Source organism: Catonella sp., from assembly GCF_052173895.1.
Taxonomy (GTDB): Bacteria; Bacillota; Clostridia; order Lachnospirales; family Lachnospiraceae; genus Catonella.
In genome coordinates this window covers 22982-48061 of record NZ_JBQMXS010000005.1, presented here as the reverse complement: position 1 = coordinate 48061, position 25080 = coordinate 22982, and the positions used below count along the sequence as shown (strand labels likewise).

Annotated in this window: 26 protein-coding genes; 3 read left to right on the top strand and 23 right to left on the bottom strand. The window is 33.1% G+C overall.

Annotation, left to right across the window (positions count from 1 at the left end; genetic code table 11):
• Window positions 1-13 precede the first annotated feature (13 nt).
• The 7 genes from ACTTG8_RS02180 to ACTTG8_RS02150 all read right to left on the bottom strand — a co-directional run bounded on the left by ACTTG8_RS02180 (window position 14) and on the right by ACTTG8_RS02150 (window position 8034).
• The gene (locus ACTTG8_RS02180) at window positions 14-886 is read right to left on the bottom strand and encodes a GerMN domain-containing protein (protein WP_442560483.1); all 873 of its coding nucleotides are present in this window, start codon (window positions 884-886) and stop codon (window positions 14-16) included.
• 64 nt (window positions 887-950) lie between these two features.
• Window positions 951-2324: a sensor histidine kinase gene (locus tag ACTTG8_RS02175; protein WP_442560482.1), complete on the bottom strand. Its 1374-nt coding sequence runs from the start codon at window positions 2322-2324 to the stop codon at window positions 951-953.
• 97 nt (window positions 2325-2421) lie between these two features.
• Window positions 2422-3111: a response regulator transcription factor gene (locus ACTTG8_RS02170; protein ID WP_442560481.1), complete on the bottom strand. Its 690-nt coding sequence runs from the start codon at window positions 3109-3111 to the stop codon at window positions 2422-2424.
• A 38-nt stretch (window positions 3112-3149) separates the two neighbouring features.
• Complete coding sequence (locus ACTTG8_RS02165) at window positions 3150-3833, bottom strand: helix-hairpin-helix domain-containing protein (RefSeq protein WP_442560480.1); 684 nt, start codon at window positions 3831-3833, stop codon at window positions 3150-3152.
• Window positions 3834-4014: 181 nt separating this feature from the next.
• Window positions 4015-4434: a GtrA family protein gene (locus tag ACTTG8_RS02160; RefSeq protein WP_442560479.1), complete on the bottom strand. Its 420-nt coding sequence runs from the start codon at window positions 4432-4434 to the stop codon at window positions 4015-4017.
• A complete protein-coding gene (locus ACTTG8_RS02155) occupies window positions 4431-5372 on the bottom strand; it encodes a glycosyltransferase family 2 protein (RefSeq protein WP_442560478.1) in 942 nt (313 codons plus the stop codon). The genes ACTTG8_RS02160 and ACTTG8_RS02155 overlap by 4 nt, the downstream gene beginning before the upstream one ends.
• Complete coding sequence (locus tag ACTTG8_RS02150; RefSeq protein WP_442560477.1) at window positions 5341-8034, bottom strand: YfhO family protein; 2694 nt, start codon at window positions 8032-8034, stop codon at window positions 5341-5343. Before ACTTG8_RS02150 ends, ACTTG8_RS02155 begins: the two co-directional genes overlap by 32 nt.
• 158 nt (window positions 8035-8192) lie before the next feature.
• Here ACTTG8_RS02150 and ACTTG8_RS02145 point away from each other — a divergent pair, with 158 nt between their 5' ends.
• From ACTTG8_RS02145 to ACTTG8_RS02135, 3 genes are read left to right on the top strand one after another with little or no spacing between them, the layout of a single operon-like run.
• Window positions 8193-8780 (top strand): rhomboid family intramembrane serine protease, encoded by a 588-nt coding sequence (locus ACTTG8_RS02145; RefSeq protein ID WP_442560476.1) that lies wholly within the window; start codon window positions 8193-8195, stop codon window positions 8778-8780.
• Entirely contained in the window at window positions 8770-9765 is a 996-nt protein-coding gene (locus tag ACTTG8_RS02140) for an SCP2 sterol-binding domain-containing protein (protein WP_442560475.1), read from the top strand. Before ACTTG8_RS02145 ends, ACTTG8_RS02140 begins: the two co-directional genes overlap by 11 nt.
• A gap of 20 nt (window positions 9766-9785) precedes the next feature.
• A complete protein-coding gene (locus ACTTG8_RS02135; RefSeq protein ID WP_442560474.1) occupies window positions 9786-10202 on the top strand; it encodes an HIT family protein in 417 nt (138 codons plus the stop codon).
• Between the two features lie 138 nt (window positions 10203-10340).
• Here ACTTG8_RS02135 and ACTTG8_RS02130 read toward each other — a convergent pair whose 3' ends face one another.
• The 16 genes from ACTTG8_RS02130 to sufB form a co-directional block, all read right to left on the bottom strand.
• A complete protein-coding gene (locus ACTTG8_RS02130) occupies window positions 10341-11414 on the bottom strand; it encodes an undecaprenyldiphospho-muramoylpentapeptide beta-N-acetylglucosaminyltransferase (RefSeq protein ID WP_442560473.1) in 1074 nt (357 codons plus the stop codon).
• 68 nt (window positions 11415-11482) lie between these two features.
• Complete coding sequence (locus ACTTG8_RS02125) at window positions 11483-12805, bottom strand: DUF6382 domain-containing protein (protein ID WP_442560472.1); 1323 nt, start codon at window positions 12803-12805, stop codon at window positions 11483-11485.
• A 16-nt stretch (window positions 12806-12821) separates the two neighbouring features.
• Window positions 12822-13223, bottom strand: coding sequence for a TadE family protein (locus tag ACTTG8_RS02120; protein ID WP_442560471.1), 402 nt, complete (start codon window positions 13221-13223; stop codon window positions 12822-12824).
• Window positions 13220-13621: a hypothetical protein gene (locus ACTTG8_RS02115; RefSeq protein ID WP_442560470.1), complete on the bottom strand. Its 402-nt coding sequence runs from the start codon at window positions 13619-13621 to the stop codon at window positions 13220-13222. The genes ACTTG8_RS02120 and ACTTG8_RS02115 overlap by 4 nt, the downstream gene beginning before the upstream one ends.
• Entirely contained in the window at window positions 13614-14249 is a 636-nt protein-coding gene (locus ACTTG8_RS02110) for a TadE family protein (protein WP_442560469.1), read from the bottom strand. The genes ACTTG8_RS02115 and ACTTG8_RS02110 overlap by 8 nt, the downstream gene beginning before the upstream one ends.
• A 271-nt stretch (window positions 14250-14520) precedes the next feature.
• Window positions 14521-16044 carry a DUF5702 domain-containing protein gene (locus ACTTG8_RS02105; RefSeq protein ID WP_442560468.1) on the bottom strand — a complete coding sequence of 508 codons (1524 nt, stop codon included), beginning with the start codon at window positions 16042-16044 and terminating at the stop codon, window positions 14521-14523.
• A gap of 18 nt (window positions 16045-16062) precedes the next feature.
• A complete protein-coding gene (locus tag ACTTG8_RS02100; protein ID WP_442560467.1) occupies window positions 16063-16320 on the bottom strand; it encodes a Flp1 family type IVb pilin in 258 nt (85 codons plus the stop codon).
• 13 nt (window positions 16321-16333) lie between these two features.
• The gene (locus ACTTG8_RS02095) at window positions 16334-17548 is read right to left on the bottom strand and encodes a type II secretion system F family protein (RefSeq protein WP_442560466.1); all 1215 of its coding nucleotides are present in this window, start codon (window positions 17546-17548) and stop codon (window positions 16334-16336) included.
• Between the two features lies 1 nt (window position 17549).
• On the bottom strand, window positions 17550-18287 hold the full coding sequence (locus ACTTG8_RS02090; protein WP_442560465.1) for a type II secretion system F family protein: 738 nt from the start codon (window positions 18285-18287) through the stop codon (window positions 17550-17552).
• Window positions 18268-19476 (bottom strand): CpaF family protein, encoded by a 1209-nt coding sequence (locus ACTTG8_RS02085; RefSeq protein ID WP_442560464.1) that lies wholly within the window; start codon window positions 19474-19476, stop codon window positions 18268-18270. Before ACTTG8_RS02085 ends, ACTTG8_RS02090 begins: the two co-directional genes overlap by 20 nt.
• On the bottom strand, window positions 19454-20356 hold the full coding sequence (locus tag ACTTG8_RS02080) for a hypothetical protein (protein ID WP_442560463.1): 903 nt from the start codon (window positions 20354-20356) through the stop codon (window positions 19454-19456). Before ACTTG8_RS02080 ends, ACTTG8_RS02085 begins: the two co-directional genes overlap by 23 nt.
• A 181-nt stretch (window positions 20357-20537) precedes the next feature.
• The gene (locus ACTTG8_RS02075) at window positions 20538-20696 is read right to left on the bottom strand and encodes a hypothetical protein (RefSeq protein ID WP_442560462.1); all 159 of its coding nucleotides are present in this window, start codon (window positions 20694-20696) and stop codon (window positions 20538-20540) included.
• A gap of 149 nt (window positions 20697-20845) precedes the next feature.
• Window positions 20846-21280 (bottom strand): Fe-S cluster assembly sulfur transfer protein SufU, encoded by a 435-nt coding sequence (gene sufU / locus ACTTG8_RS02070; protein WP_442560461.1) that lies wholly within the window; start codon window positions 21278-21280, stop codon window positions 20846-20848.
• Window positions 21270-22487 carry an aminotransferase class V-fold PLP-dependent enzyme gene (locus ACTTG8_RS02065; protein ID WP_442560509.1) on the bottom strand — a complete coding sequence of 406 codons (1218 nt, stop codon included), beginning with the start codon at window positions 22485-22487 and terminating at the stop codon, window positions 21270-21272. Before ACTTG8_RS02065 ends, sufU begins: the two co-directional genes overlap by 11 nt.
• On the bottom strand, window positions 22477-23655 hold the full coding sequence (locus ACTTG8_RS02060; protein WP_442560460.1) for a SufB/SufD family protein: 1179 nt from the start codon (window positions 23653-23655) through the stop codon (window positions 22477-22479). The genes ACTTG8_RS02065 and ACTTG8_RS02060 overlap by 11 nt, the downstream gene beginning before the upstream one ends.
• Window positions 23655-25079, bottom strand: coding sequence for a Fe-S cluster assembly protein SufB (gene sufB / locus ACTTG8_RS02055; RefSeq protein WP_442560459.1), 1425 nt, complete (start codon window positions 25077-25079; stop codon window positions 23655-23657). The genes ACTTG8_RS02060 and sufB overlap by 1 nt, the downstream gene beginning before the upstream one ends.
• Window position 25080: the final 1 nt, after the last annotated feature.

Genomic DNA, 25080 nt, shown 5'->3' with positions numbered 1-25080 from the left:
TATCAAAGGTCTTTTAACTTTCAGCAATAATATCAAACTTCCTTTCAACCGGCAAATCTATAGGCACAATTTCCCTATAATATCCTATTGGCTTACCATTTATCCAAAATTGAACTTTAGTAACACTTCCTATATCCGTCAGTGAATTTACAATAGAATATACTACTACCTCATCTGCAACTCCATCACAACCTTCAAGAAACTCTTCACTAAAATCCACATAACAGATTCCATCCTTAAAGCTTACTTTGTTTATTTTAGTTCCAGCAGGCAAAACCGGTGACAATTTGTCATTTTCCAGTGGTCCTGCCAAAAGTTGTCTTATCACAAGTTCTTCTAGAGAAATAGTGCCATCAAATTCCACATTATGTCTTGTATTAAACAGTTTCTTACCTTTTAAATCTGTATAATATAAACTTACTTGCACCGTCTGGTAATATGTAGTCTCACCACCTGTATTATCTATGAAATCCTCTCCTGCCATAGCTCCTACAGGATTTGCTTCTGAGTACATCAAAGGCTGATTTTCAACAGTATACTCTACTTTACTTATACCATCTATCTGGCATAAAGTCTTAACTACACTTGCCCTTCTTAATATCTCTGAAATTCCGGAAAGCTGATTATAATTTTCAGAAAAATTAATGGATAAAACTTCTCCATTTCTCTTTATATCTTTCACTTGTATCTCATCAGGTATTGACTTTTTTAAATTTATACCTTCAGGTACATCAGTAAGTTTACCAACAAGCTCATAGACAAGCCTATCAATATTCGATTCTTTGGCAAAATAATCCTCAGTAACTAATTTATCTTCCAAATTATTGACGTAATAAATTTTATAATAATTTTTATCATCAGTCATTAAGTTATCCTGTGTAGACATCTTACAGCCTACCAGATCTAAAATAATCCACAACAAACATATACTGAAAAAAAACTTTGAAAATTTATAACCTGACAAGCTTTAATCCACCACCCTTCTTTTTGTCTTTGTATTTTTTGGGAGGAATATAACTTAACGGTATTCTTATAGTGAAAGTTGTACCATCATTTTCCTTACTATAAAGACGGATTTCTCCATGGTGCATCATAATTACGCTTTTAGTAATTGAAAGACCAAGACCTGTACCTCCTGTACCTCTACTTCTTGCCTTATCTACCCTATAAAATCTTTCAAATATCTGATCTTGAAATTCTGCCGGTATTCCTATTCCTGAATCAACTATTTTTATAAAGAAAAATTTATGATCTGCATTCAACGAAACCCTTACCCAACCATCTTCTTTATTATATTTTATAGCATTCTCAATAAGATTTGAAATTGCAGATGAAAGTTTTACTTCATCAACCTCTGCACTTACTGATCTAAAACTTTCAAAAACCAGTTCAACATGGTTTTTAACTGCAATCGGTCTCAACCTTTTTAAAATCTGTTCAAGCAATTCATTTAAATCAGTTGTTTTAATATTTATGCTCTCAGCCTTTTTCTCAAATTTTACAAGAGAAAGCAAATCATTTATTATGGTATTTTCACGCTCTATTTCATTATTGATATCCATCATAAATTCTTTATACATTTCAATACTTGCATCCGGTTGACTTAACAGTGCATCTGCTAATACCTTCATCGAAGTCATAGGCGTTTTTAATTCATGAGAAACATTTGATACAAATTCTTGCCTGCTTCCTTCTAATTTTTTAGCCTTGCTTAACATCTTATTAAATGAAACCGAAATATTTTCTAATTCTGTATATCCATATGCATAACTAATTTCATCAAGATTCCCATCAGTAATTTTATCTATTTCTAAAGAAAGTTTATTTAAGGCTTTTGAAATACCAAAAGCATACACAAAAGCTATAATAAGAGCTATAGTAGCAATAATTACAAGAATCGTAATTGCAGTATAAGAAAGTTTCTCTCCTATTGATGATGGTGCTTTTAACGAGAAACTAAATACTAACATTCCAATAACAGATTTATCATTTTGATTGTTTATTGGCAATATAAGCTCCACATAGTTTTTTATCCTATTTCTATATATGCTTTCCTTACCTCCAAGAGTTGCGATAGCATCTTCTGAAATAAGAGTCTTATCTTTTTCAAGTCCAAAAGTGTCAAAAAGTACTCTCAGATTTTTGTCAATGACAAGCGTTCTTCCATCGTACATATTAGAAAAATATTTTATTTCAGATTCAAAGTCAGTAATAGTATCTTTATTAATCACTCCCGGAACACTTAAATTATTAGCTATGGTAACACCATATTCCCTAATTATAGAAAGCCTTGTTTCGTAAGAATTTTTATCATATGATGCCATTAAAATATTTGAATACGCAATTAGAGATAATAATGTTACCAAAAATACAACCATAAATCCTTGGAATTTTAGACTTTTTATAAGCTGGATGAACGGATTAATTTTTAAAATAATAACCCACCCCCCATTTAGTATGGATATATCTTGGTTCTCCCGGAGTTTCTTCTATTTTTTCCCTAAGTCTTCTAATGTGGACATCTACAGTTCTTACATCCCCCGGATAATCAGAACCCCAAATTATGTTTAGGAGTTTTTCCCTTGAATATACTTTATTTTCATCTTTTATAAGCAATTCCAAAAGATCAAATTCTTTCGCAGTAAGATTAATCTCTTCTTCTTTTATATATACCCTGTGCCCCTCAAAATCAATTCCAAGCTCACCGTAAAGTGTCTTTCCTGAAGACTCCTTCACTACTTTATTTTTTTCATTTCTTCTAAGGATTGCTTTTATTCTAGCCTTTACTTCTAGGATATTGAAAGGCTTTGTCATATAGTCATCCGCCCCGTATTCAAGTCCCATTATCTTATCTATATCATCACCTTTTGCAGTCAACATAATTATAGGAACATCAGAAAATTCCCTAATATGCTGACATACCTCAAATCCATTCATTTTAGGGAGCATTAAATCTAAAAGTATAATATCATAACTCCCTGTTTTAACCATTTCAAGGGCTTCCTCTCCATCATAAGCAACGCTTACTTCCATGCCATCCTGCTCAAGTCCAAATCTAATTCCTTTAACAATGAGCTTCTCATCATCTACAACAAGAACTTTTCTTGCCATAATATGTCACCCTTTCTAACTATGTCTCAAATTATTTACTAGACACAGATATTGTCTTTTATCTTATCAAAAAACTTCTGTTTAATTCCCTTAATTTTCATTAAATCTGTTATATTTTTAAAACTTCCATTCGTTTCCCTATAATTGATTATAAGTACAGCTTTTGCCTCTCCTACCCCTTTAATTTTCATTAACTCTTCTTTCGATGCAAAATTTATATTTATAAGATCTCCCTGTACATTTTCAGAAGAACTGCGTTGTGAAGAAGAGATTGGCAAAGCCTGTCCATTCCTAACTGTTTTTTCTATCTCTTTTTTTATCTCTTTTTTTGATGGAACATAAATCTGCATGCCATCTTTTAGCTTTTCAGCTTGATTGATGCCATAGCTTGCAGCTTTATTGGTAAGCCCTCCAGCTGCATTTATTGCATCCACAATTCTTGCATCTGACTCAACTTGATACACACCTTCTTTCTTCACTTCTCCACAGATATGTACAAATATCTTAGATTGCAATTTTTCTACAATTTCTTCTTGTTGAAGTTCAGTTTTTTCATTAACAGATGAGTTTATATCTACTTTTGAAATCTCCTGTTCTTCTTCACTTTCTACAACCTCTAACTCTGATGGGTTTTCAACATTTTTACCTGAAAACACAAAAATTAATCCAGCTATCCCAACAAAAAGCAGAACCACAATTAATTGCAGCCTACTCTTCATCATACCTCCCTATTAGCCAAAAGTAGGCAGAAACAAAGCACTCCCCTGTTTCTGCCCAAAAAAAGTGTTTAAATTGTTCTCCCTAAGAACAATTATATAATCAACTAACAAACATCTATATTTTACCTCAATTATTACTTAAATACAAGTACTTCAGCTGTACTTTTAAAAATTTTCACTTATATTATTCACACTTTGTCTTAAACGCAAAAAATCTCTGTCCAAAGTAATTGCAACCGGTAAAAAATACCATTCCTACCAACATTGCCACATTAGTCTGAAACTTAAGGTCATAGCCTGATAATACTGATATTGTAAGCGGTTTAGCAATGCCGTACGCTATGCCATAGCAGACTGCAATATTAATTGCAAATTTTACAACCTGAATCAATGACTTTTCTTTATTCTTAAATGTAAAATGTTTGTTTAAATAATAGCTTAAGATACTTACCAATACATAGTTGCTTGCTGAGGAAATCCAATAATCAAAGCCGAATATATTGTACATCCCAAACATTATTGCCATTCCGATAATAGTGTTTATAATTCCTACAATTATAAACCTTATCATACTCGCATCAAATAATCCTTTTATTTTATTCATAGTCTAATATCCTCTATATTACTGTCAGAGCAGATAAAAATAGGGCGTTTCTTTACTTCTAAATATATTTTTGACAAATAAATTCCAAGTATTCCCAGACAAACAAGCTGTACACTTCCCATAAATAAAATTATCGCTACCATTGACGGCCAGCCTGCGACAGGATCTCCATAAAGTGCTGCTCTAATCACTACAAAAATTAACCCTATAAACGCAAAAAATGCAAACAACATTCCTAAAAATACCGAAATACTTAACGGTGCTGTTGAAAATGCAACTATTCCCTCTATACTATATAAGAGAAGTTTCCAAAAACTCCATTTAGTTTCGCCGGCTGCCCTCTCAACATTTTCATAAGCAACCCATTTAGTCTTATATCCTACCCATCCAAACAGTCCCTTTGAAAACCTGCTGTATTCACTCATTCTAAGAAGAGAATCTACAAAATCTCTACTCATCAAGCGATAATCCATAGCCCCGTCTACAATATCTGCATTAGATATTTTATTCATCAGCTTATAAAACTGTCTTGCAAAAAATGAACGGATTGGCGGTTCTCCTTTCCTTGTCATCCTCCTTGTAGCAACTGAATCATAGCCTTCTTCGGTCGCAATTCTAAGCATTTCTACCAAAGTTGCAGGTGGATGCTGTAAGTCTGCATCCATGAGTACTACATAATCTCCTTTGGCATTTTTTAAACCGGCATACATAGCCGACTCTTTACCAAAATTTCTTGAAAGTGAGATAAATTTTACTCTTTCATCCTCTTTAGCAAGCTGTTTCAATATGCTTAGAGTGCTGTCTTTTGAGCCGTCATTTACAAAAATCATCTCAAAATCATAGTTTGACAAAATTCCTGTAACCCTGTCCATTTCTTTGTAATAAAGATTAAGTACAGCCTCTTCGTTATAGCATGGTATTATTACTGATACCAACATCTTTTTTCCTCCTCAAATCCATCCCTATCATGGCTATAAGTACCATTAAACTAAGCCCCGATAACATAGCCGATGCTCTGCCTCCCTCAGTCTTGTATATAAGTTCTATTTTATGTTCACCTTTATCTAAGGCAAGGCAACAAAACATATAATTTCCTCTTAGGATAGGTGTTTCTTTTCCATCCACATAAGCCCTCCAGCCATGTTCATACGGTATACTCATTGTCAGTATTTTAGACCTTGTAAGTTTTATAGAACCTGATACCTTATTTGTTTCGAATTTTACATTCTCCAGCCTGTCCTCTTTTAGTTTATTTATCTTTTTTGCAAAATCACCTAAAGGAACTGATAAAATCTTAATATCCGAAATAGGATATAATAAGTTTAAATCAAAGTTTATCTTAGTCCATTTTTTCTTTTTATTTGCATTTCCAAGATTAAATAATAAGCTGTTTCTATCAAAATATGAAACAGATTTCTTACTCCGTACCAAGTCTTTTTTACTTACCTTGCTTGCCTGCAAACTTATTTTAGCAATAGAATAATTATCATCAAGTAATATTGAATCAAGGTATAAATATGCCTCATTTTTCTTATCTACTTCAAACAAAAATTTTAAGTATTTCTTAACCTCATCTTCAGCATTAATATCCTTGTTTTTATCACTTTTTTGTTCTTCATCCTTATTACTGTCAAAATCCAAATATTCTTTAGACCGGTACTGTATTCCTTCATCTGCCTTTATCTTATAAGGAACTTCTGTATAATAATTTTGTAGCCCAACCTTTTCTATATTAGGCACATCCTCCTCTAAATACACCATATCAAGCATATTAGCCTCTTTATCTAGAGAGAACTTATCTTTTACTTCATCATAGGTAGCATATTTATCATAAGTATAGCCAAAAGGAAGAAAATTTTTATTCTCATAAATACTATATTTTTTATCCACATTTTTCAAAAAATATCCATAAGGAACTTCACCCTTATCCTTATCTTTGGCAATAAAATACTTATTTGAAATAAGACTTCCTGTCACTGCTCTTCCATCAGTTCCAAGTAAATAAATCTTAGCCTTATTATTGGCAATCTGAAGTTCATTAAAAAATGTTATAATATACGGATTAATAATGCTAAAATACAGAGTCGAATTTGGAACTCCTGCTATAAATGCCTGATTCACACTAAAATTGTTTCCATCTACCCTAGAAAATTCTTTATTATTTTTGTTCTCAAAATTTTTTAAATAACTTTCCTGACTGTCCTCATATTTAGCATAATTTCCATACTTTTTATAATCTTCTGAATATTCAGCAACAAAATGTGTCATAGCCCCGACAAAACCTGCATTCACAATAATCAGCACTGTAAGGGCAACAACTCTGATTTTCAAATGATAAATCAAAAAATAAGAAATATCTACAAGTACTATTCCCAAAATCTGATATGGACTTAAATTAATAACAAATCTTACTAAATACAAGACATTTGCCACTACTAATATCTTGAATATAATCTTATCATGCTTTCTTTCTAAGATTTCATCTATAGTATCTACAAAAAGATAAGCAAGCAACAGTCCTGTTCCAAACATCCAGCGATTTGACGGATAAGAAAAACCATTCATCAATTTTCCAAAGAGTGGTACTCCCAAGCCTACAATAGAAAGTGCAGTCATACAAAGCAAAGCCTTTTCGGTCTTTCTATACTTAAAAAACACTATAATCAATGTAAAAAATATCAGAGAAGAGATACTGAAATTATAATCACCGCCTCTAGCATAAAACAATGAAAGCATATTTTTAAAATAAGCAAAATCTAAAATGCTGTAAAAACTTTCGATCTTGGCTATACGATTACTTTCTAAAAAGGCTATAAGATTAGGAAAAAATACTACTCCTGCAAGTCCAATTCCTAATAAATACCAAAGAATCGTTCTAAGTACAGCATTCACATATTCTTTTATCTTTTTTTCTGATTCCTTATATAATTTAAAAAATCTTATATTTGCATACAAAAAAAGCATAATTGACATCATATATAAGAAATAAAATCCGCTCAATGCTGAAAATGAAATTCCAAAGATAAATAAATAAGGCTTTTTTTTCTGTAAAATCTTATCTAAACCAACTATTAAAATCGGAAGATATATCATCGGATTTAAAAAGAACGGATGCTTAATTCCTATATAAAGCACATAGGTTGTACTTATATAAATTAATGCTCCTATAATAGAATAGGTTTTCTTTTTTCCAAAATAAATACACATCAATATAAATGTAAGACCTGATAAATATACTCTAAGCATAATCAGAAAGCTGTATAAATATTCTGTATATTTCAGCGGAACTAAAACAGATAAAATATTAATCGGATCAAAAAATCCATAATAAGTTAAAACTGTAAATATATTTCCTCCAAGCCCCAAATTAAAATCGTAACTTGGAAACTCACCTGATGTAAATGCACCCACATAATACTTGTGAATATACATCAGTGTCTTTAAGTGCTGTGTATATCCATCTTCCTGCCATATAAAACTTCTTCCTTTTATGATAAAAGTAATAAACATTATCGAAAAAGTTACAAGAAAAATCAATGTATAAATAAGTAGACAATATCTTTTTTTCGTTTCAATTTTTTCAAAAATTTTCTCAACCATCACACTAACCTTCTATCAAATATATTTTATTATAATAAAGCTACAAACTATTATATGTATTTATTAAGCAAAATACAATCAAAAATTTTTCCCTACCTTGCAAGCCACAGATTATTTTGGTATATTGGGAAACATAATCTAAAAAAAGGAGAGTTTATTTGATAACATATATTTTAATTGGACTGAATGTAGGTATTTACATAATCTTAAATATGTTTTTACTGCAAAATGGTATTGACATAATATCGAATTTTGATAATTCGTGGATGGCTATTAAATTTAATGGTGAATATTATCGCATTTTTACTTCAATGTTTCTTCATGCAGACTTAAATCACCTCTTAAACAATATGCTTATCCTTTTTATAATAGGACAGAGGTATGAAAGCGTTGAGGGACGGATTCGCTTTAATTTTGTTTATTTTCTTGGTGGAATCCTTGCAAGCATAACCTCTTTGTCTTATAATATGATAATTGGCAAGGAAATTGTTTCACTTGGGGCTTCGGGTGCAATTTTTGCTCTGATTGGAGCTTCTGTAGCTTCAGTTGTAAAATGCAAAAATAAACTTAAAACAATTTCTAAAAGACAGATTATATTGTTTGCTATTTTTAGTCTTTATGCAGGATTTATAAACTCAACTACTGATAATGTAGCACATCTTGGCGGACTTATAGCCGGTTTTCTAATCGGTCTTGCTATAACTGAACATTCATATAATCAGGAAGGTATTGGGCATGAATATTAACATTTATTATGGTGGGAGGGGACTAATAGAAGATCCCACAATCTATGTATGTGACAAAATAACGGAGGTTCTCACAGAACTTAGGGTACAGGTCAAACGTTATAACCTCTACGAAGAAAAAAACAGTATTAGTATGCTACCAAAAACGCTTAAGGAGGCTGACGGTATTATACTTGCATCAAGTCTTGAGTGGTACGGAATCGGGGGGTATATGCTCCAATTTTTAGATTCCTGTTGGCTCTATGGCGATAAATCTAAAATTTCAGGACTTTTTATGATGCCTGTTGTCACTTCAACCGCATTTGGTGAAGATGATTCTTATCTTAACCTTGTAAGGGCATGGAAAATTCTTGGCGGAAATATTTGTCAGGGAATAAGTGCCTATGTTGAAGATCATACAGAGTTTGAATTAAACGGACAATATGCAAGGCGAATAGAACGGCTTGCTGAAGATCTTTACAGGGCTATTAATCAAAATATTACCGTTTTTCCTTCAAGCGAATTTACTATCCGAAGTAATACCGTAGTCGGTAGCAATCTTCCGCTAACTCCTCAAGAAAGTGAACAGCTTTCTGTCTATGTTTCTAATGACAATTATGTCAAAAAACAAAAAGAAGACATTGAAGAACTTTCACAGATGTTTAGAGAAATGCTTGGAAATGACGGAAACGACCATAACGATTTGATTAAACAATTCAGAAATCATTTCACGCCACAGGAAGATTTTAAAGCTACCTACTCAATAGAATTGTCGGATCTGGCAAAAAACATCATCATAGAGGTAGACAAAGAAGAACTTAAATGCTACTATGGCACTCTTGCTGAAACGGATGTTGCATCAAGAACTAAGAGTGAAGTGCTTAATGATATAGTTTCCGGCAAAATTACCTTTCAAAAAGCCTTTATGTCCGGAGATTTAGCTGCAAAAGGCAACTTTAAAACTCTTAGGATGTTTGATACCATATTTCAGTTTCACAAGGAATAATTTAACAGAAAGGACGAATTATGAAAGACGAAAATTGCATATTTTGTAAACTGGCAGCCGGAGACATTCCTACCAACACTGTATATGAAGATGAATATTTAAGGGCAATTATGGATGCCGCTCCTGCTAATAAGGGGCATATTATAATCCTCCCTAAATCTCATGCTGCAAATATTTTTGAACTTGAAGACATCTATGTAGAAAAGGCTTTTATACTTGCTAGAAAAATTGCAATCGCTTTAAAAAAATTTCTGAACTGCGATGGTGTAAATATTTTGCAAAATAATGGTGAAGCCGCAGGACAGACTGTATTCCATTTTCATGTACATATAATACCTCGCTATGAGAATGATACCTGTAATATTGCTTGGACCCAGTGTGTTTATGAAGATGGTGAAGCTTGTGAGATAGCCAAAAACATCAATGCTCTTTTATAAAAATGTTAAACTGCTTAAGCTGTACTACAAGCCAAATTTCTCTGTCACAATCTGTACATTACTTAGTAAAATTTATTCTTTAAAATAATATATTAGGCTATTACCTCCATTTTATCTATGGGGTAATAGCCATTTTTATTATTTCTTATTTTCTGTTAATTTTCGAATTAAATCCATAATTATTTTAATTGAGTCCGTCTGGGAACTCATTTCCATATTATGTATATATTCCGACCTATTCTCGTAAGTCCTATAAATTAAATCTAACAATCCCTCTTCTGTTATATCCTCTTCACTAAGTACCTCTGAAAATCCCTGCTTTTTGAAAGAATCTGCATTTAAAATCTGATCACCACGACTTGCCTTAGCAGAAAGAGGTATAAGGATATTAGGAATTCTTAAAGCCAAAAGTTCACAGATTGCATTTGCTCCAGCTCTTGAAAGGGCTAAGTCTGTAATTTTAAATATGTCTTTCATCTCCTCACTTACATATTCAAACTGAACATACCCTTTCACCTCTCTCAAACTTTCATCAGACTTTCCCTTACCGCAAAGATGTACTACATCAAACTTCTCAGTGAGCCTTGCAAGTATTTTTCTTACAGCCTCATTTACAGCTAAAGCACCAAGACTTCCTCCTACTACCAAAAGAACAGGTTTTTCACCTGTAAAACCACAGAAACTAAGTCCCTTCTCTCTGTCCCCCTTAAAAAGCTCCCCTCTTATGGGAGTTCCTGAGAGAACTCCCTTATCTTTAGGCAATTTTGCCAGTGCCTCCGGAAAATTAGCTAAAACATAATCTGCTTTAGGTATACAAAGCCGGTTGGCAAGTCCCGGCGACATATCAGACTCATGAATAATTGCCGGAATTTTACATTTCTTAGCAGCAAATACTACCGGAACCGTCACAAATCCACCCTTAGAAAATACTACATCAGGCTTAATAAGTTTCAATATCTTCACAGCCTCATTAAAACCTTTCAATACCCTAAATGGATCCGTTAAATTCTTAACACTCAAATATCTTCTCAGTTTTCCGGAAGATATTCCCACATAGTTAATACCAAGATTTTCAATCATGGCTCTTTCCATACCATCGTAAGAACCTATATAATGAATCTCATAACCTTCCTTTTTCAATTCCGGAATAAGTGCAATATTGGGAGTAACATGACCTGCTGTTCCCCCACCAGTTAAAACTATCTTTTTCATTTTCAACCTCCAAAGTTCATACATACCTCTCCTAGTATAAAACTTTAGCCTGAAAAATACAATATAAGTTAACCCATATATCTAAGTTCATATCTTTTTCTCGATATAACTACTGAATCCCCTTTGCTAACCCTCACTCTATCATATGGTATCATTCTAATTCCATTTAAAAAAGTACCATTTGTAGAGTTGAGGTCTGTAAGCCAAAGTTCATCCTCTTCCTTATCAATTCTAGCATGAAATCTGCTTACCGTACTGTCTTCTATCCTATGATTAGTATTTTCTTCCGATTTTCCAATAAAAAATGGAAATTCGGTAAGCAGTATATTCTCATCATTTAACTCTTCAGATTTTAAACAATAAATACCATTTCCAATCATAGCTCCTGTAAGCAGGGTTGTAGGATTATACTCGACTTCTCGTTTTTCTACAGTTCTGCTTTTCACCTCTCTTACATTATAAGGCATTTCTTCCTCTACTGCTACCACCATATTTTCTTCCTTTATCGCCTTACTTCCAATATCTGCATTCAAATAATCCCATACTTGTTTAAACTTTGATTTTACATCAAATTTTTTATCTATAATCTTTCCTTTAACTATTTTATCCTTAACTATTTTGTCCTTGACTGCTTTCTCTTTAACTATCTTTTTATGATTAATTTTTTCTTTTTTTAATTCTTGTTTTTCTATATCTAACCTCACCTCTTTATTTTCTTCATGAATATCTTCCTTAGCATCTATTTCATATGCAAACTTTTCCTTCATTGTCTGCCTATTTTCCATCATAATTAGTTCTTTAGCTCTTGCATCAAGATTTTGATATGGTGCAGCTAGTATTTCCTCAGCTTTTTCCTTAATCTTAAAAAGACTGCTCCCACCAATATCTCTATTCATAATCTCTTCACTATCTTTTGCTGCTTGATACATTGAATACATCATCTTAACTGCCCTATCATCCTTATAATCCACTCTATCTAAAAGCCTTTCAAATAAAGTGGTAAAACTTCCTTCAGTAGCATCATTACCATAAATCCAATAAAATTCCTCTTTCTTGCTATAATTTTCATAAATATAAGTTTCATCTATTATAAGTCTGTTAAATGGTAACAGAAATTCTTCCATTCCTTTACATACCATTATTATTGAGCGAAGAAAACTCTCTGCCCTCTTTGATGTTAGCTTACTCATTTCAAAACTTTGTCTTATAGAGATAAGTCCATTCATATCATAACAGATATAATTTTCAGCATTCAAACTTTTAAATCTTGCAGGAGCAAGAGAAGGTATTTCATTTTTTATCAGCATTTCTGTAACATAATCCACTTTACTTATCCTATCTGACTTTAAATAATTTTTACCTCCGTCCTGAATATAATTAAATTTTTCCATATTGCAACCATCCTCCTCACTCCTCTATAGCTCCCATCCTTCTCACAAATTGCCAAGGCCGGTACTCCTTATATTCTTCTTCAAAACTTCCATCTGTTAAATCTTTATCAAGATATTCTGATACAAATGGAAAAATAGTAAATCTGGCATTTGCTGATACAAAATATTTCCCACCTGATTTATAACTTTTCATTTCATCGTATGACAAATAAAATAAATTTTCATTATTTTCTTTTGGAAACTTCCATTCAGTATCAATATTTTCTGCGACATTCTTTATAAGTTCAGTCCTTATATCACTTCTTAAGACAACTATATCATGCTCATAATATGCCAAAAATATAAGTGCAAATATAACTGTAATTATCATGGGAAAAATTATTGCCGCTTCAATTACCATACTACCTTTTAACTTCATAATCCCTCACTAAAAATAACCTTTATCATAATAAATGCTACAAATATAAAAGGAATAAAGGGAAATTCTCTATTCTTCTGCTTAAATCCAAACTTTATTACTGTAAATGAAAGAAATATAATATTAGCAACAAAGAAAATAATCAACATATCTAATACTCCCTCTGTCACAGCAATTAAAGACAAAACTATAGCATCTGCCATACCAAAAGCCTGTTTTACGATCAGACTAAAACCTATCAGTATACCTGCTGCAACTATCGAAGAAATACTTATAGAATCATTCCATATAGGCATTATAAGCCATATAATTGTAACTGGTAATAATACTAAAATATGTATTTCTTTTTTCATATAATCAATTACTGCCAGTAAGGCTAACAGACCTGCACTAATCATGTATTCTTCCACATCTTTCACAGGGACGATATCCACTTGCTTTAGCATCTATTTTTCTTATTTCCACCACAGTCCTTTTTATACCCATACAATTTTTATTTTTGTGTATTCTGTTCCCTTCTTTTGTGATGTAAACCATTCCATTTACCCCCCCTCTGGCACAATATTCACAGGGATAATACTTACCTCCCCCATTATTCCTAAGCTTGTCTACTAAACTAAATTCAACTTCTCTTATTGAAAGATTTATATGGCTGCATATATTACTTGTATGATACACCTCACCATTTTTTGTAACAAAAACTATCCTATTGTCTTCAGCATTGCCACCTTCTTTGCCATAATACAAATTCCCTGTAAATGGTCTTGCTACAGCCCATCTTTCAAAATATGTACCATTTAAAATCTCTCCTTTTGCAATTTCTATAGGTAATGGATTTTTACCTATATCATCTTCTGTAAGATAAGCTAATTTTGCCATCTCTCTTGCCTTATCAGTTGCTGCCAAATTTAACTCTGCCTGAGTTTGTAAAAATTTTGTCCAAAATATTAATAGGCTTATTGCCAATATAAATAATGGAAGGGCAACCGCAGCCTCAATAGTAAGACTTCCCTTTAACCTTTTCACTCTTTACTCCATTTATATAATGTTTATTTATTCAGCTGTTACAGACTGTCCATATACCTGAATGAAATTTGACATTGTTTGCTATTTGATTCTGTCTTTTGTGGGATTCAGACTGTTAATGACATAATATATCAGGGTAACATATTACTTATATAACCTTCTTTCATTTCATAATAGAAAAATTCTTTATTTATAGTAGATTATAAGATGACTATTTCTTTAAATACTAAACTCCTTTCTTTGATCGTATATGGACAGTCTGTAACAGCTGTTATTCCTTACAAAGGCTTTGTGAAACCTGTATTTTTGATTCCCAATGACTAAAGTTCTTCTGCACTATCCCATCTAACATAGCAAGCCTAAATATTCTAGGCTCTACTTGTATCATTACCTCCCCCGTTATACCTGCATATAAATTATCTGCCCTAAAACCATTATAATATCTTACCTTCATATTCTGCTCTATAAGCTTTACCATTCTCCTAGGCAAATTATTAATAGCTAAAACAATAAATGAATCCAGAAAATTTTCATACTTTAACTTCATTCCACCGCTATTTCCTGGAAACATCGGTATTTCTCCACCATTTAACAAGGTTCTTACTTCTTGTCTTGCCTCGTCTATTGCCCATCCCATAATTATACCTAATTTAATTATTTCTACTGCAGCCGGCAAAGCTAATACACCTGCTATGGCAATTGCTATGGCTTCAGCCTCGGCTACCTTATCCTGTCTTGTAAGAAGATAGCCATACCAAACTAATGTTCTTATACCAAATATTCTGTTGGCAACTGAGCTAAGATTGCCCTCATCACTATTTTTACCTGATATCAAATATTCAATCCCATATTTTAACGCATCTCTTTTATTATTTTCTTCACTCTTTGACAAAAAATTCTTAAAATGCTCTTTTGCATACAGTATCAAAAGCCCATCATCTAACAAAGTTTTATTCTCTCTTTCCATTGTTTCTATCTCATTCCAAACAGTATTATCTATATGTAATTTGGAAACCCTTTTCCCAGAAGATAAAAACATTCCTAAAAGACCTCCGGCTGTCCCCTCATTTGTGGCCATATCTAAATTTTTCTGATATTCTTTATATTTTTTCTTTGCTTCTGATTTTTTAATTGGTTTAACATCTACCTTTTCTATATTTGAAACTATATTCAAATTTTCATTAACACCCACTACCTTCCCATCAGATAAGCCTTTTACTTTATTTACATTCTGTTTAATCTTTGATGTCTTTTCTTCTAGTTTCTTTTTCTCTCTTTCAATTTCTATTATCTTTTTTTCAGTCTCGACCTTTGTTTTTAAAGCCTTTCTCATAGCATCAATTTCAGTAGTTTTTAATATATCTTTCTTGCCAAGCATTTTTTCTCCAATACTCGCCGCTGCCCTATACTTCATATAAGCTACTGCCTGCTTAACAAAATAATAACAGTTATTCTCCGTCATATTTTCATTAAAACCAACTTCTGTAAAAACTGCCCTTGCCCCCATATAATCATTATTTTTATTAGGCAACATCCTATCCAGATAAGAATTTCCATACTTTATAGCCCCACCTTCTCCATTTAATTCTGCAGCATCTACAAAAAACACATGATAATCATCCCAAACTTCTCTCTGGTATTCAGCTAAAATATTCTGGACTGCCAAATATGAATCATCTGTAGCAATTTCCCTTGCCACTGTAACTCTTGCAGACTCCAAAAGACTGCCTACAAGAGCTATGACAATAATGAGAGCCAAAGATAAAAATATTGTAACACTTCCTTTCGCTCTCATTTATTTCTCCTTCCTTCTTTAACTTAATGGAGCTACAATCTTTTTCTGATTTCCTTTTATCTTACTGAAAATTTCATCAATCATAGTTTTTAGATTATTCCTAAAAATTAATACCAAACCTAATACAATGACCAAAATCAAAATAATTTCAATTACAGCAATTCCTCTATTATCTTCTTTAATTTCTTTTATCCTGTCTTTTGCAAGCATTTTTTTTACTTCCAGTCCATAACAAAAATCATTTGCTCTTTGCTTAATTTCTCCTAAAACTTTCATAACCGGTCTCCTTTCAAACTGCCATTAGGGCAGGTACCATAATAACTAACATAATCAATACAAGCTGTATCATCATAGGTAGCAAAAGCTTTGTATCCGCTACCTCTCCCATAACTTTCGCATTATTCCTTCTTTCAAACATAGCTGCTTCAGACTCTGCTTCCAGTCTTTTAAGTAACTGCCCAGAGCCTAGTTTTAAACTCTGATTTATTACCGATACAAACTTAGCATACTGTGTTCCCCCTATCCTCCTACCAAAATTCTCATAAGCCTCCCTTTCTGTCTTTCCATTACCTATCTCCCAAAGTGTAAGTCTAATTTCTTCACTTAAACTTTTATTTGATGTAAAGCCTTTTTCAAGTTTTTTCCATACTGCCAAGATACCAAGTCCTGCACCTAAAAGAATCACAAAGCGTCCAACAAATTCTGTATAACCATTTTTCAGTTCCTCCTCTCTTTCTTTTATCCTCTTTTTGTTATTTTCATTAAATACTACAAAAATACAAATTATTAAAACAATCGCAAATCCTGCAATACTTCCTGTAATTTCTTTTTTTGGAAAAAAAGCTCTCACCATATGCCCTTCAACTTCATTAGGGATTTCAACAATCTCATTTTCACCACTTATTAATGCTAAATTTATCTTTTCTGTTACTGCATTTTTAAGTCTTTCTTCCTCTGTCAAAATCTTTGGAAAAACTATAATATCTATATATTTCGTCTTTTCCCTCTCTTCGTAGCTAGTTAATATTTTAACAATTACCTTCCTCTTTTCCTTAACCAGTTCAAAATTAATATCTCCATTTTCAAATAAAACTTCACTTTCATCTGTACTAAAACTTATATCTACAGGATTTTGTGGTAGTTTAGGCTCTATATTTATACCGGTAATAACTTTTTCCTTACTTTCCCCTTCTCTAAACATATTTTTTTCTGTTTCTTCTAAAGCCTTATTCAAATAATTATCAATCTCGTACTCTGAAAGTTTTTTAGATTCTATCTGTCCCATATAATTAAATTTTTTATCTGTGTCTATACCGTCAACTTCCAATTCAAAACTTATGTTCTTAGGATTTTCGTAAGAGTTAGGTCTTATAAATTTTTTTACTTCCTCATTTTTTAGGCGACTGTCATATATTAGCCCTACCACAATTCCTATTACTGTTAGAAATATCAATATTAATATTACTGTTTTCTGTTTTTTATCAAATGCTTTATATACTTCCATCTCACACCTTTATATCAGTTATTTTGTCAAACCACAAACAGCAAAAACCATAACCTACCAGCACTCCACTCATTATAAGTTTCCCTGCAAGCCCCTGATAAAGGCTTTTCATCATATCTGACATTGAAATATTCATATACAAAAGTATAGCCGGTAAAATTGCTGTCATAAACTTACTTTCAAGTTTTTTACCACTGATAAAAGCCTGTATTTCTCTCTCCATCTCATTTTTATCTATAATACATCTTATTGTATGTTCCATAACCTGTATGAGATTTCCTCCTGCCCTTTTTGATACCTTACAAACTTCCGCAAACTGATTTATATCATCTACATCACTTCTCTTTCCAAAATCATATAAAATATCTTCAATCGGGATATTCATTTTAAGACTACTTTCCATAGAAACAAGTTCACACATTATTAAAGAAGTATTATCATATAGACTGTAAAGCCTTTCCCTTGCGGAAAGTATAGCTCTCTCAAGTGAAGTTCCTGCCTTTAGCGATGACAAAATAACTTGTAAAAACTCTACAAATTCAGCTGACAATTCATTTTTTCGTTTTTCGATTAGATTTTTTTTATTTATTTTTTCAAATATTATTCCAAACGGAAGTATTATTAAAATTCCTATAACTGACTTATAAAATAGAATTCCAAGAATTGTAGATATAGCTGACCAGATTCCTATTAATTTAATCCATTCTAACTTAGTTCTCTTATACTTTGAATAATTCATTTTTGCTAAAACCTGCCATTTCAAACTTTGACATTCTCTTAGGATTACCACATCTAATAAGCCCTAAGTTAGGTTCGTATTCAAATATCTGATTTAATACAATGTTTCCGGTATCATCTTCGTATAATTCACTTATTTCCAAAACTTTTCTCCTTCCATCTTTAAGCCGTCCGAGATATATAATATAGTCAATTGCCGATATAATCTGCCTCTTCGCAGCATCTAAAGGTATATTAGCTCCTGTAAGCACAAGAGTTTCAAGCCTTGAAACTGTATCTGCTGCTGAGTTTGAATGAATGGTAGACTCTCCATAATGCCCTGTATTAAACGCATTAAGCAACATTATTGCTGCCTTCCCATCCCTAACTTCTCCCACCAGTATTCTGTCAGGTCTCATTCGTAGTGAAGACTTTATTAAATCCCCTATTCCTATTTCTCCCTTTCCTTCCACATTAGAATTTCTTGTTTCCATCCGAACAAGATTAGGTATACCAAATAACTGCAATTCTGCTGAATCTTCAATTATTATTACTCTTTCTTTTTTAGGTATGTAGTCAGCAAGAGCATTTAGAAATGAAGTTTTACCCGAAGATGTTCCTCCACTCACTATGATATTACAGCCTGTTTCCATAAGTATCTTTATAAAATCTGCTGCTTCCGAAGTTAATGTCTCAAATTCCAGTAGTCTTTTCATCGTCATTGGAATTTTAGGAAATTTTCTTATCGTAACTACTGCACCTCCAAGTGCAATAGGCGGAAGTACCACATTGACTCTTGAACCATCAGTAAGTCTAGCATCTACTATAGGTTCTGCCTCATTTACCGTACGATTTACCTTTGCTACTATCTGTTGAATTATGTCTTCAAGTTCTTCCTCAGAATTTATCCTGCCCTCAAACTTCTGTATTTTACCATTTCTTTCAATAAAAATATTTTCAGGTCCATTTACCATAATTTCAGAAATACTCTCATCATCTATAAGTTGCTGTAAAATCCCAAGCCTTCTTACAGAGTTAAATATCTCAATACAGAGATTTTTCTTTTCTGTAATACTTATGTATTCATCACTATTTAGACTTAAAACCCTTTCTTCGATTTCATTCATTACTTCTTCATCAGTAAGTTCTCTTGAAAAATCAAGTCTATCTAATAATTCCTCTTTTATTTTATATCCAAGTGTCTGTTCCAAATTCTATTATTTCCACCCTTCTTTCCACATCTGCCATACCTAACCTTTTAAAGTGAGATATTAAATTTTCGGCACTTTCCCTGTCGCCCTTCTTCCTTGTTACAACAATCTCAATATGACTTCCTGCTTTAATAAGCTCAAAGGTTGCAAGATTTAAAACCCCAAGATTAACTAAAATAAAGTCATACTCGCTAAGTCCCTTAAATAAATTCAATAAAGTTTTCACATCTTCTTTTGTAAGCTCATCCAAATCAAGTGGACAATTAACCGGCATTATCCTGCCTGATACATCTTCTCTTTCTATTAATGACTTAAATTTCCATTTAAGTTTCTCACCTCCCTGCTTTAGGTAGTAAATAAGTTCAGACATTCCTTTTCCTTCTTTATACCTATATTCAGATTGTCCCTGAAATTGTTCCATATTTATATAAAGTACAGAACCTTTATTCTTTAAATCTGACAATAATAATTCTGTATACTCTCCTCTTTCAAGGCTACTCTTTGTTGAAAATATAATGTTGAGATTATTTTCTGATATTAGTTCTTCTTCATCTTGAATAATAATAGATTTCAGTTCTTTAGTTATAGCTTTTGCCGATTGATACTTATAGATCCAAGGTCCGTTAGTTTCTATCTCTTTAGTATTTACAAGGCTTATAATCTTATCTTCACTGATTTTACCTTTAATACTGTCTTTATCAAACCCTTCACCTAAAATGACATAACTACTTTTACCTTCTTCCAGATAACTTACAAGCTTATAAGAATCAGAAAATGCAACTGTTACAATTCCTAATTCCATATTTTTATTAAGATAATCTGATAAAGCCTCCACATAAGCCTCTTCTTTATCATAAATTGCCAGAGTATCCCCTTGCAAAACTGCACCACCTCCTTGTAATATTTCGAGTACACAAAAAAGACTATTATAAAATAGACCTCTTATACATATTAATTTTTATTTTTGAAAATAAATGATAATTTTAATAAACTTCACATAATTATTTTAAATATTACTCTAGAACAGCTAATTATTTATATTAATCTTTAGGGAGACCGGATTACCGGTCACCCTTATGCTTTTTAATTATTTCCTGATACCTTCTTGCAGCTGCATCCATCTCAGGATCATCTTCTTCATTTTTTACTGCTGAATGTTCCATTTCCTCAAGCTCTTCATTTAATAATGCTAAATCTTCTGCACTGAAAAAATTATCCATATGAACCTCTTTTCTTTTTATCTATGTAAACAGTATATACATATATTTAATTTTTTTCAATATGTAACTTTGTTGAAATTTACTTCAGATTTTTGTGAAAGTCTTACAAAGTTTTTGGTAAAAAACTGCGATTTTTACCAGTTTAAATCTCACTCTTCCTTCTTACCAAGCATCTGTCCTAAAGTTCTCCAACCAAGTACAGCACACTTAACCCTCGCAGGCATATGTGCTATATCCCTTAAAGCAATAGCTTCATCAAGTTCAAGAAGAACCTCATCCTCCTTAACTTCACCCCTAATCATTCCCATAAAAAGCTCCGAAAGCCTCAATGCTTCCTCTTTTTCCTTACCTATTACCAGGTCTAACATCATATCTGCAGATGCCTGTGAGATTGCACAGCCTGTACCTGTATAACCGCCATCAACAACTACATTATCTTCAATCTGTAATTTAAGTGTAATATCATCCCCACAACTTGGGTTAACCCCTCTAAGCTCTATTGTAGGATGTTCTATTTCCTGCTTGTTATTAGGATGCATATTATGCTCTGTAAGTATTTCATTGTAAATGCTTCTAAGCTCCATAACCAAGCCACCCCCTTACCTTTGTTAAACTATCTAAAAATCTGTCAACTTCTTCTTCTGTATTGTAAAAATATAAACTTGCCCTAAGTGTAGAGTTAAGACCTAAAAACTTCATTAGAGGCTGTGCACAATGATGTCCTGCCCTCACACAAATTTTTGCTTCATTAAGAATAGAGGCACTGTCATGTGGATGTACATCATCTATTGTAAATGTTATTATTCCATTATGCTCCTCAAATCTGTCAGAACCCACAATATTAATATAAGGAAGTGACTTCATTCCTTCAAACATCATTTTGGTAAGCCTAAGTTCTGTCTCTTCTATATAGTCAAAACCAAGATTTTCAATGTAATCCATTGCCGCATGAAGTCCTACAGCTCCTCCCACATTTACTGTTCCGGCTTCAAACTTATGAGGAACTTCTGCATAGGTAGCAGAACTAAGTTCTACATACTCTATCATTTCTCCACCTGTTAAAAACGGAGGCATATTGTTAAGCAGATTTTTCTTGCCATAAACCACACCTATTCCCATAGGTGCAAGCATCTTATGCCCTGAAAATACATAAAAGTCTGCATCAAGTTCTCTCACATTTACCTTGGTATGAGGTACAGCCTGCGCTCCGTCTATAACAGCTACCGCTCCCACATTATGGGCTGCCTTTATTATCTTTTCTACCTGATTTCTTCTCCCAAGCACATTGGAAATATGGGCTATACTTACTATTTTGGTTTTCTCAGTAATCTTCTTCTCTATTTCTTCATCTGAAATAGCCCCTGTCATATCAGGTGTAAGAAAAACAAGCTTTGCTCCCGTTTTTCCAGCCGCCTCCTGCCAAGGAAGAAGATTGCTATGATGCTCCATTACCGTAAGCACCACCTCATCTCCTTCTTTTAGAAAAGTTTCTCCATAACTTCGTGCAATCAGGTTAAGACTTTCCGTAGCATTCCTTGTAAATATAATTTCAGATGCAGATTCTGCTCCAATAAATTTAGCTGTTCTTTCTCTAGCATTTTCATAAGCATCGGTAGCCTTAACGGAAAGATCATATACCCCTCTAAGAGGATTAGCATTTTCACTTTCATAATACTTTACCATTCTTTCAAGCACTATATCAGGCTTTTGGGTTGTAGCAGCATTGTCAAAATAAATCAAATCAGGATACTCATTAAAAAACTTAAAATCCTTTCTAAAATTACTGCACATTGTTAAAAACCTCACTTACATACTTTATAACTCTGACTTCAGTTTCATCATCACCTATTTTTTCAGTAACAGCATTTATATAAGCCTCTGTCATCAGCTGTTTTGCCGCCTTTTCATCTATACCTCTACTCTTAATATAGAACATAAGTTTTTCGTCGATTCTTCCTATTGTAGCACCATGGTCACCTTCTACATCTTCTTCATGACAGAGGATTAGCGGAACTGATTTATTAATTATTTTAGGAGAAAATAATAGGGTATCTTCCTTTTCAAAGCCCCTTGCTCCCTTAGCACCCTCTTTAAAATCAATGGTTCCCCTGTATACTTTAGTGGAGTTATCTAAAAGGACACCGCTTGCATCCATATTACAAGATACCTTTTTTCCCCATTCATTAGTAATAAAATTCATATCAAGTAGGCTTTCCCCTCTGCACAGGTAGCCGGTATCACTGTTATATTCGCTTTTTCTTCCAACAAGTTCTGTCCTTACTCCTACATAAGAACGCTTACCTCCAAGCTCAAGCTGTACAAGCTCGGCTTTAGCATTATTTTCAAGATGAAAACCTAAGTCATCGAAATGTTCTGTACTTTCTGAAAGCATATTTATCCGTACCAGTTTTACTCTGGCGTTTTCACAGACATAAACTCTGGTCTGAAGTCCTACGAGATTTTCTCTGTTTTCAGATTCAAAGACCTCAATAAGTGTGAGTTCAGAGCCTTCACTTACATATATTATATTATTGTTAAGTGAATTATTGCTATCTGCCTTATACGCTATTTTTACAGGATTACTGACTGAATTTCCATTTTTGGTAGCGATTACTTTGACAGGTATTTCTGCTGCTTTTAGTGCATTTCTTACTATATCTGTCGAGGGTGCATCCTTTACTTCTCTATCTCTTCTGTTTTCATCTTCAAGGCTGTCTCCTCCAGCCTTAGAATCAAGGTACATAGCCTCCATTCCTGTCTTTATAAAATCAGCCTTGGCTACTATTTCCTCATACACATTACCTTTAGTAAGAAGTTCTACTCCATCTTGAAGAGAGATGTCAAAACCATTCTCAGCATTTATTTCATAAGAAAAATCTATTTCTGCATAGCTGTTCTTCATTCTTCCGTAAGTAAGAGTTGGGAGATAATTTACAGCTCCTTTTAATTCAAAATTCATTACATACCTCCCTTCATCTCAAGCTGAATGAGGTTATTCATTTCAACTGCGTACTCAAGAGGAAGTTCTTTCGATACAGGATTTGCAAAACCGCTTACTATCATAGCCCTTGCCTCATCCTCACTTATTCCCCTTGACATAAGATAAAACACTGCATCATCACTTATTCTTCCTATCTTTGCCTCATGTCCTATATCCGTATCATCCGTTCTTATATCCATAGCAGGAATTGTATCGGAACGGCTGTCGCTATCAAGCATAAGAGACTGACAGGAAACAAAGGCTTTACTGCGTTTCGCCCCTTCTCTTACTGTCACCATACTTCTGTAAGTATTCGTTCCGCCTCCCTTTGATACTGATTTTGTATTGATAATAGAAGATGTATCCTCTCCTATATGTACCATCTTAGCACCTGTATCAAGGTTCTGCCCTTTTCCTGCAAAAGTAATGCCTGTAAATTCACTTCTTGAACCATTTCCTTTAAGAATACTCATAGGATAGAGATAAGACACATGAGAGCCAAATGAACCTGATACCCATTCAATTACACCATTTTCTTCAACTATTGCCCTTTTGGTATTCAGGTTGTACATATTTTTTGACCAGTTTTCTATGGTAGAATATCTAAGCCTTGCATTTTTCTTCACAAAAAGCTCTACACAACCTGCATGGAGGTTTGCAACATTGTACTTAGGTGCGGAACATCCTTCTATAAAATGCAGGTCTGCCCCCTCATCTACTATAATCAATGTATGTTCAAACTGCCCTGCTCCTGCTGCATTAAGCCTAAAATAAGACTGCAAAGGTATGTCCACTTTAACTCCCTTTGGCACATATACAAAAGAGCCACCTGACCATACTGCACCATGCAGAGCTGCAAACTTGTGGTCTGAAGGTGGAACAAGTTTCATAAAATACTCACGAATCATATCTGCATACTCACCATGCAAAGCAGATTCTAAGTCGGTATAAATAACTCCAAGTGCAGCAACTTCTTCTCTCACACTATGATATACAAGCTCTGAATCATACTGTGCACCTACTCCTGCAAGCGAAAGTCTCTCTGCCTCAGGAATACCAAGTTTTTCAAATGTATTTTTTATATCATCGGGAACTTCTTCCCAGTTTCCCTTCATGTCTCCCTTATGGCGTACATAGGTCATTATGGTATTCATGTCAAGTCCCTCAATGGACGGTCCCCATGCAGGAGTTTTCATATTATTATAGATATCTAAAGACTTAAGACGAAATTCCCTCATCCATTCAGGGTCATTCTTTTCCTTTGAAATCTGCAATACTATTTCTGTACTAAGTCCCTTATCAAGTTTAAGAAAGTCCTCATCATTTTCATCATATCTAAAGTCATAGAAAGAGCTGTCTATATCGTCTATGACCATTTTTTCATTCTTATCTAAATCAGCCATT

Bases quoted from the DNA above. Each gene is read 5' to 3' on its own strand.
- ACTTG8_RS02180 (WP_442560483.1), bottom strand. From the start codon at position 886: ATGTCTACACAGGATAACTTAATGACTGATGATAAAAATTATTATAAA.
- ACTTG8_RS02175 (WP_442560482.1), bottom strand. From the start codon at position 2,324: ATGGCATCATATGATAAAAATTCTTACGAAACAAGGCTTTCTATAATT.
- ACTTG8_RS02170 (WP_442560481.1), bottom strand. From the start codon at position 3,111: ATGGCAAGAAAAGTTCTTGTTGTAGATGATGAGAAGCTCATTGTTAAA.
- ACTTG8_RS02165 (WP_442560480.1), bottom strand. From the start codon at position 3,833: ATGATGAAGAGTAGGCTGCAATTAATTGTGGTTCTGCTTTTTGTTGGG.
- ACTTG8_RS02160 (WP_442560479.1), bottom strand. From the start codon at position 4,434: ATGAATAAAATAAAAGGATTATTTGATGCGAGTATGATAAGGTTTATA.
- ACTTG8_RS02155 (WP_442560478.1), bottom strand. From the start codon at position 5,372: ATGTTGGTATCAGTAATAATACCATGCTATAACGAAGAGGCTGTACTT.
- ACTTG8_RS02150 (WP_442560477.1), bottom strand. From the start codon at position 8,034: ATGGTTGAGAAAATTTTTGAAAAAATTGAAACGAAAAAAAGATATTGT.
- ACTTG8_RS02140 (WP_442560475.1), top strand. From the start codon at position 8,770: ATGAATATTAACATTTATTATGGTGGGAGGGGACTAATAGAAGATCCC.
- ACTTG8_RS02135 (WP_442560474.1), top strand. From the start codon at position 9,786: ATGAAAGACGAAAATTGCATATTTTGTAAACTGGCAGCCGGAGACATT.
- ACTTG8_RS02130 (WP_442560473.1), bottom strand. From the start codon at position 11,414: ATGAAAAAGATAGTTTTAACTGGTGGGGGAACAGCAGGTCATGTTACT.
- ACTTG8_RS02125 (WP_442560472.1), bottom strand. From the start codon at position 12,805: ATGGAAAAATTTAATTATATTCAGGACGGAGGTAAAAATTATTTAAAG.
- ACTTG8_RS02120 (WP_442560471.1), bottom strand. From the start codon at position 13,223: ATGAAGTTAAAAGGTAGTATGGTAATTGAAGCGGCAATAATTTTTCCC.
- ACTTG8_RS02115 (WP_442560470.1), bottom strand. From the start codon at position 13,621: ATGATTAGTGCAGGTCTGTTAGCCTTACTGGCAGTAATTGATTATATG.
- ACTTG8_RS02105 (WP_442560468.1), bottom strand. From the start codon at position 16,044: ATGAGAGCGAAAGGAAGTGTTACAATATTTTTATCTTTGGCTCTCATT.
- ACTTG8_RS02100 (WP_442560467.1), bottom strand. From the start codon at position 16,320: ATGAAAGTTTTAGGAGAAATTAAGCAAAGAGCAAATGATTTTTGTTAT.
- ACTTG8_RS02095 (WP_442560466.1), bottom strand. From the start codon at position 17,548: ATGGAAGTATATAAAGCATTTGATAAAAAACAGAAAACAGTAATATTA.
- ACTTG8_RS02090 (WP_442560465.1), bottom strand. From the start codon at position 18,287: ATGAATTATTCAAAGTATAAGAGAACTAAGTTAGAATGGATTAAATTA.
- ACTTG8_RS02075 (WP_442560462.1), bottom strand. From the start codon at position 20,696: ATGGATAATTTTTTCAGTGCAGAAGATTTAGCATTATTAAATGAAGAG.
- sufU (WP_442560461.1), bottom strand. From the start codon at position 21,280: ATGGAGCTTAGAAGCATTTACAATGAAATACTTACAGAGCATAATATG.
- ACTTG8_RS02065 (WP_442560509.1), bottom strand. From the start codon at position 22,487: ATGTGCAGTAATTTTAGAAAGGATTTTAAGTTTTTTAATGAGTATCCT.
- ACTTG8_RS02060 (WP_442560460.1), bottom strand. From the start codon at position 23,655: ATGAATTTTGAATTAAAAGGAGCTGTAAATTATCTCCCAACTCTTACT.
- sufB (WP_442560459.1), bottom strand. From the start codon at position 25,079: ATGGCTGATTTAGATAAGAATGAAAAAATGGTCATAGACGATATAGAC.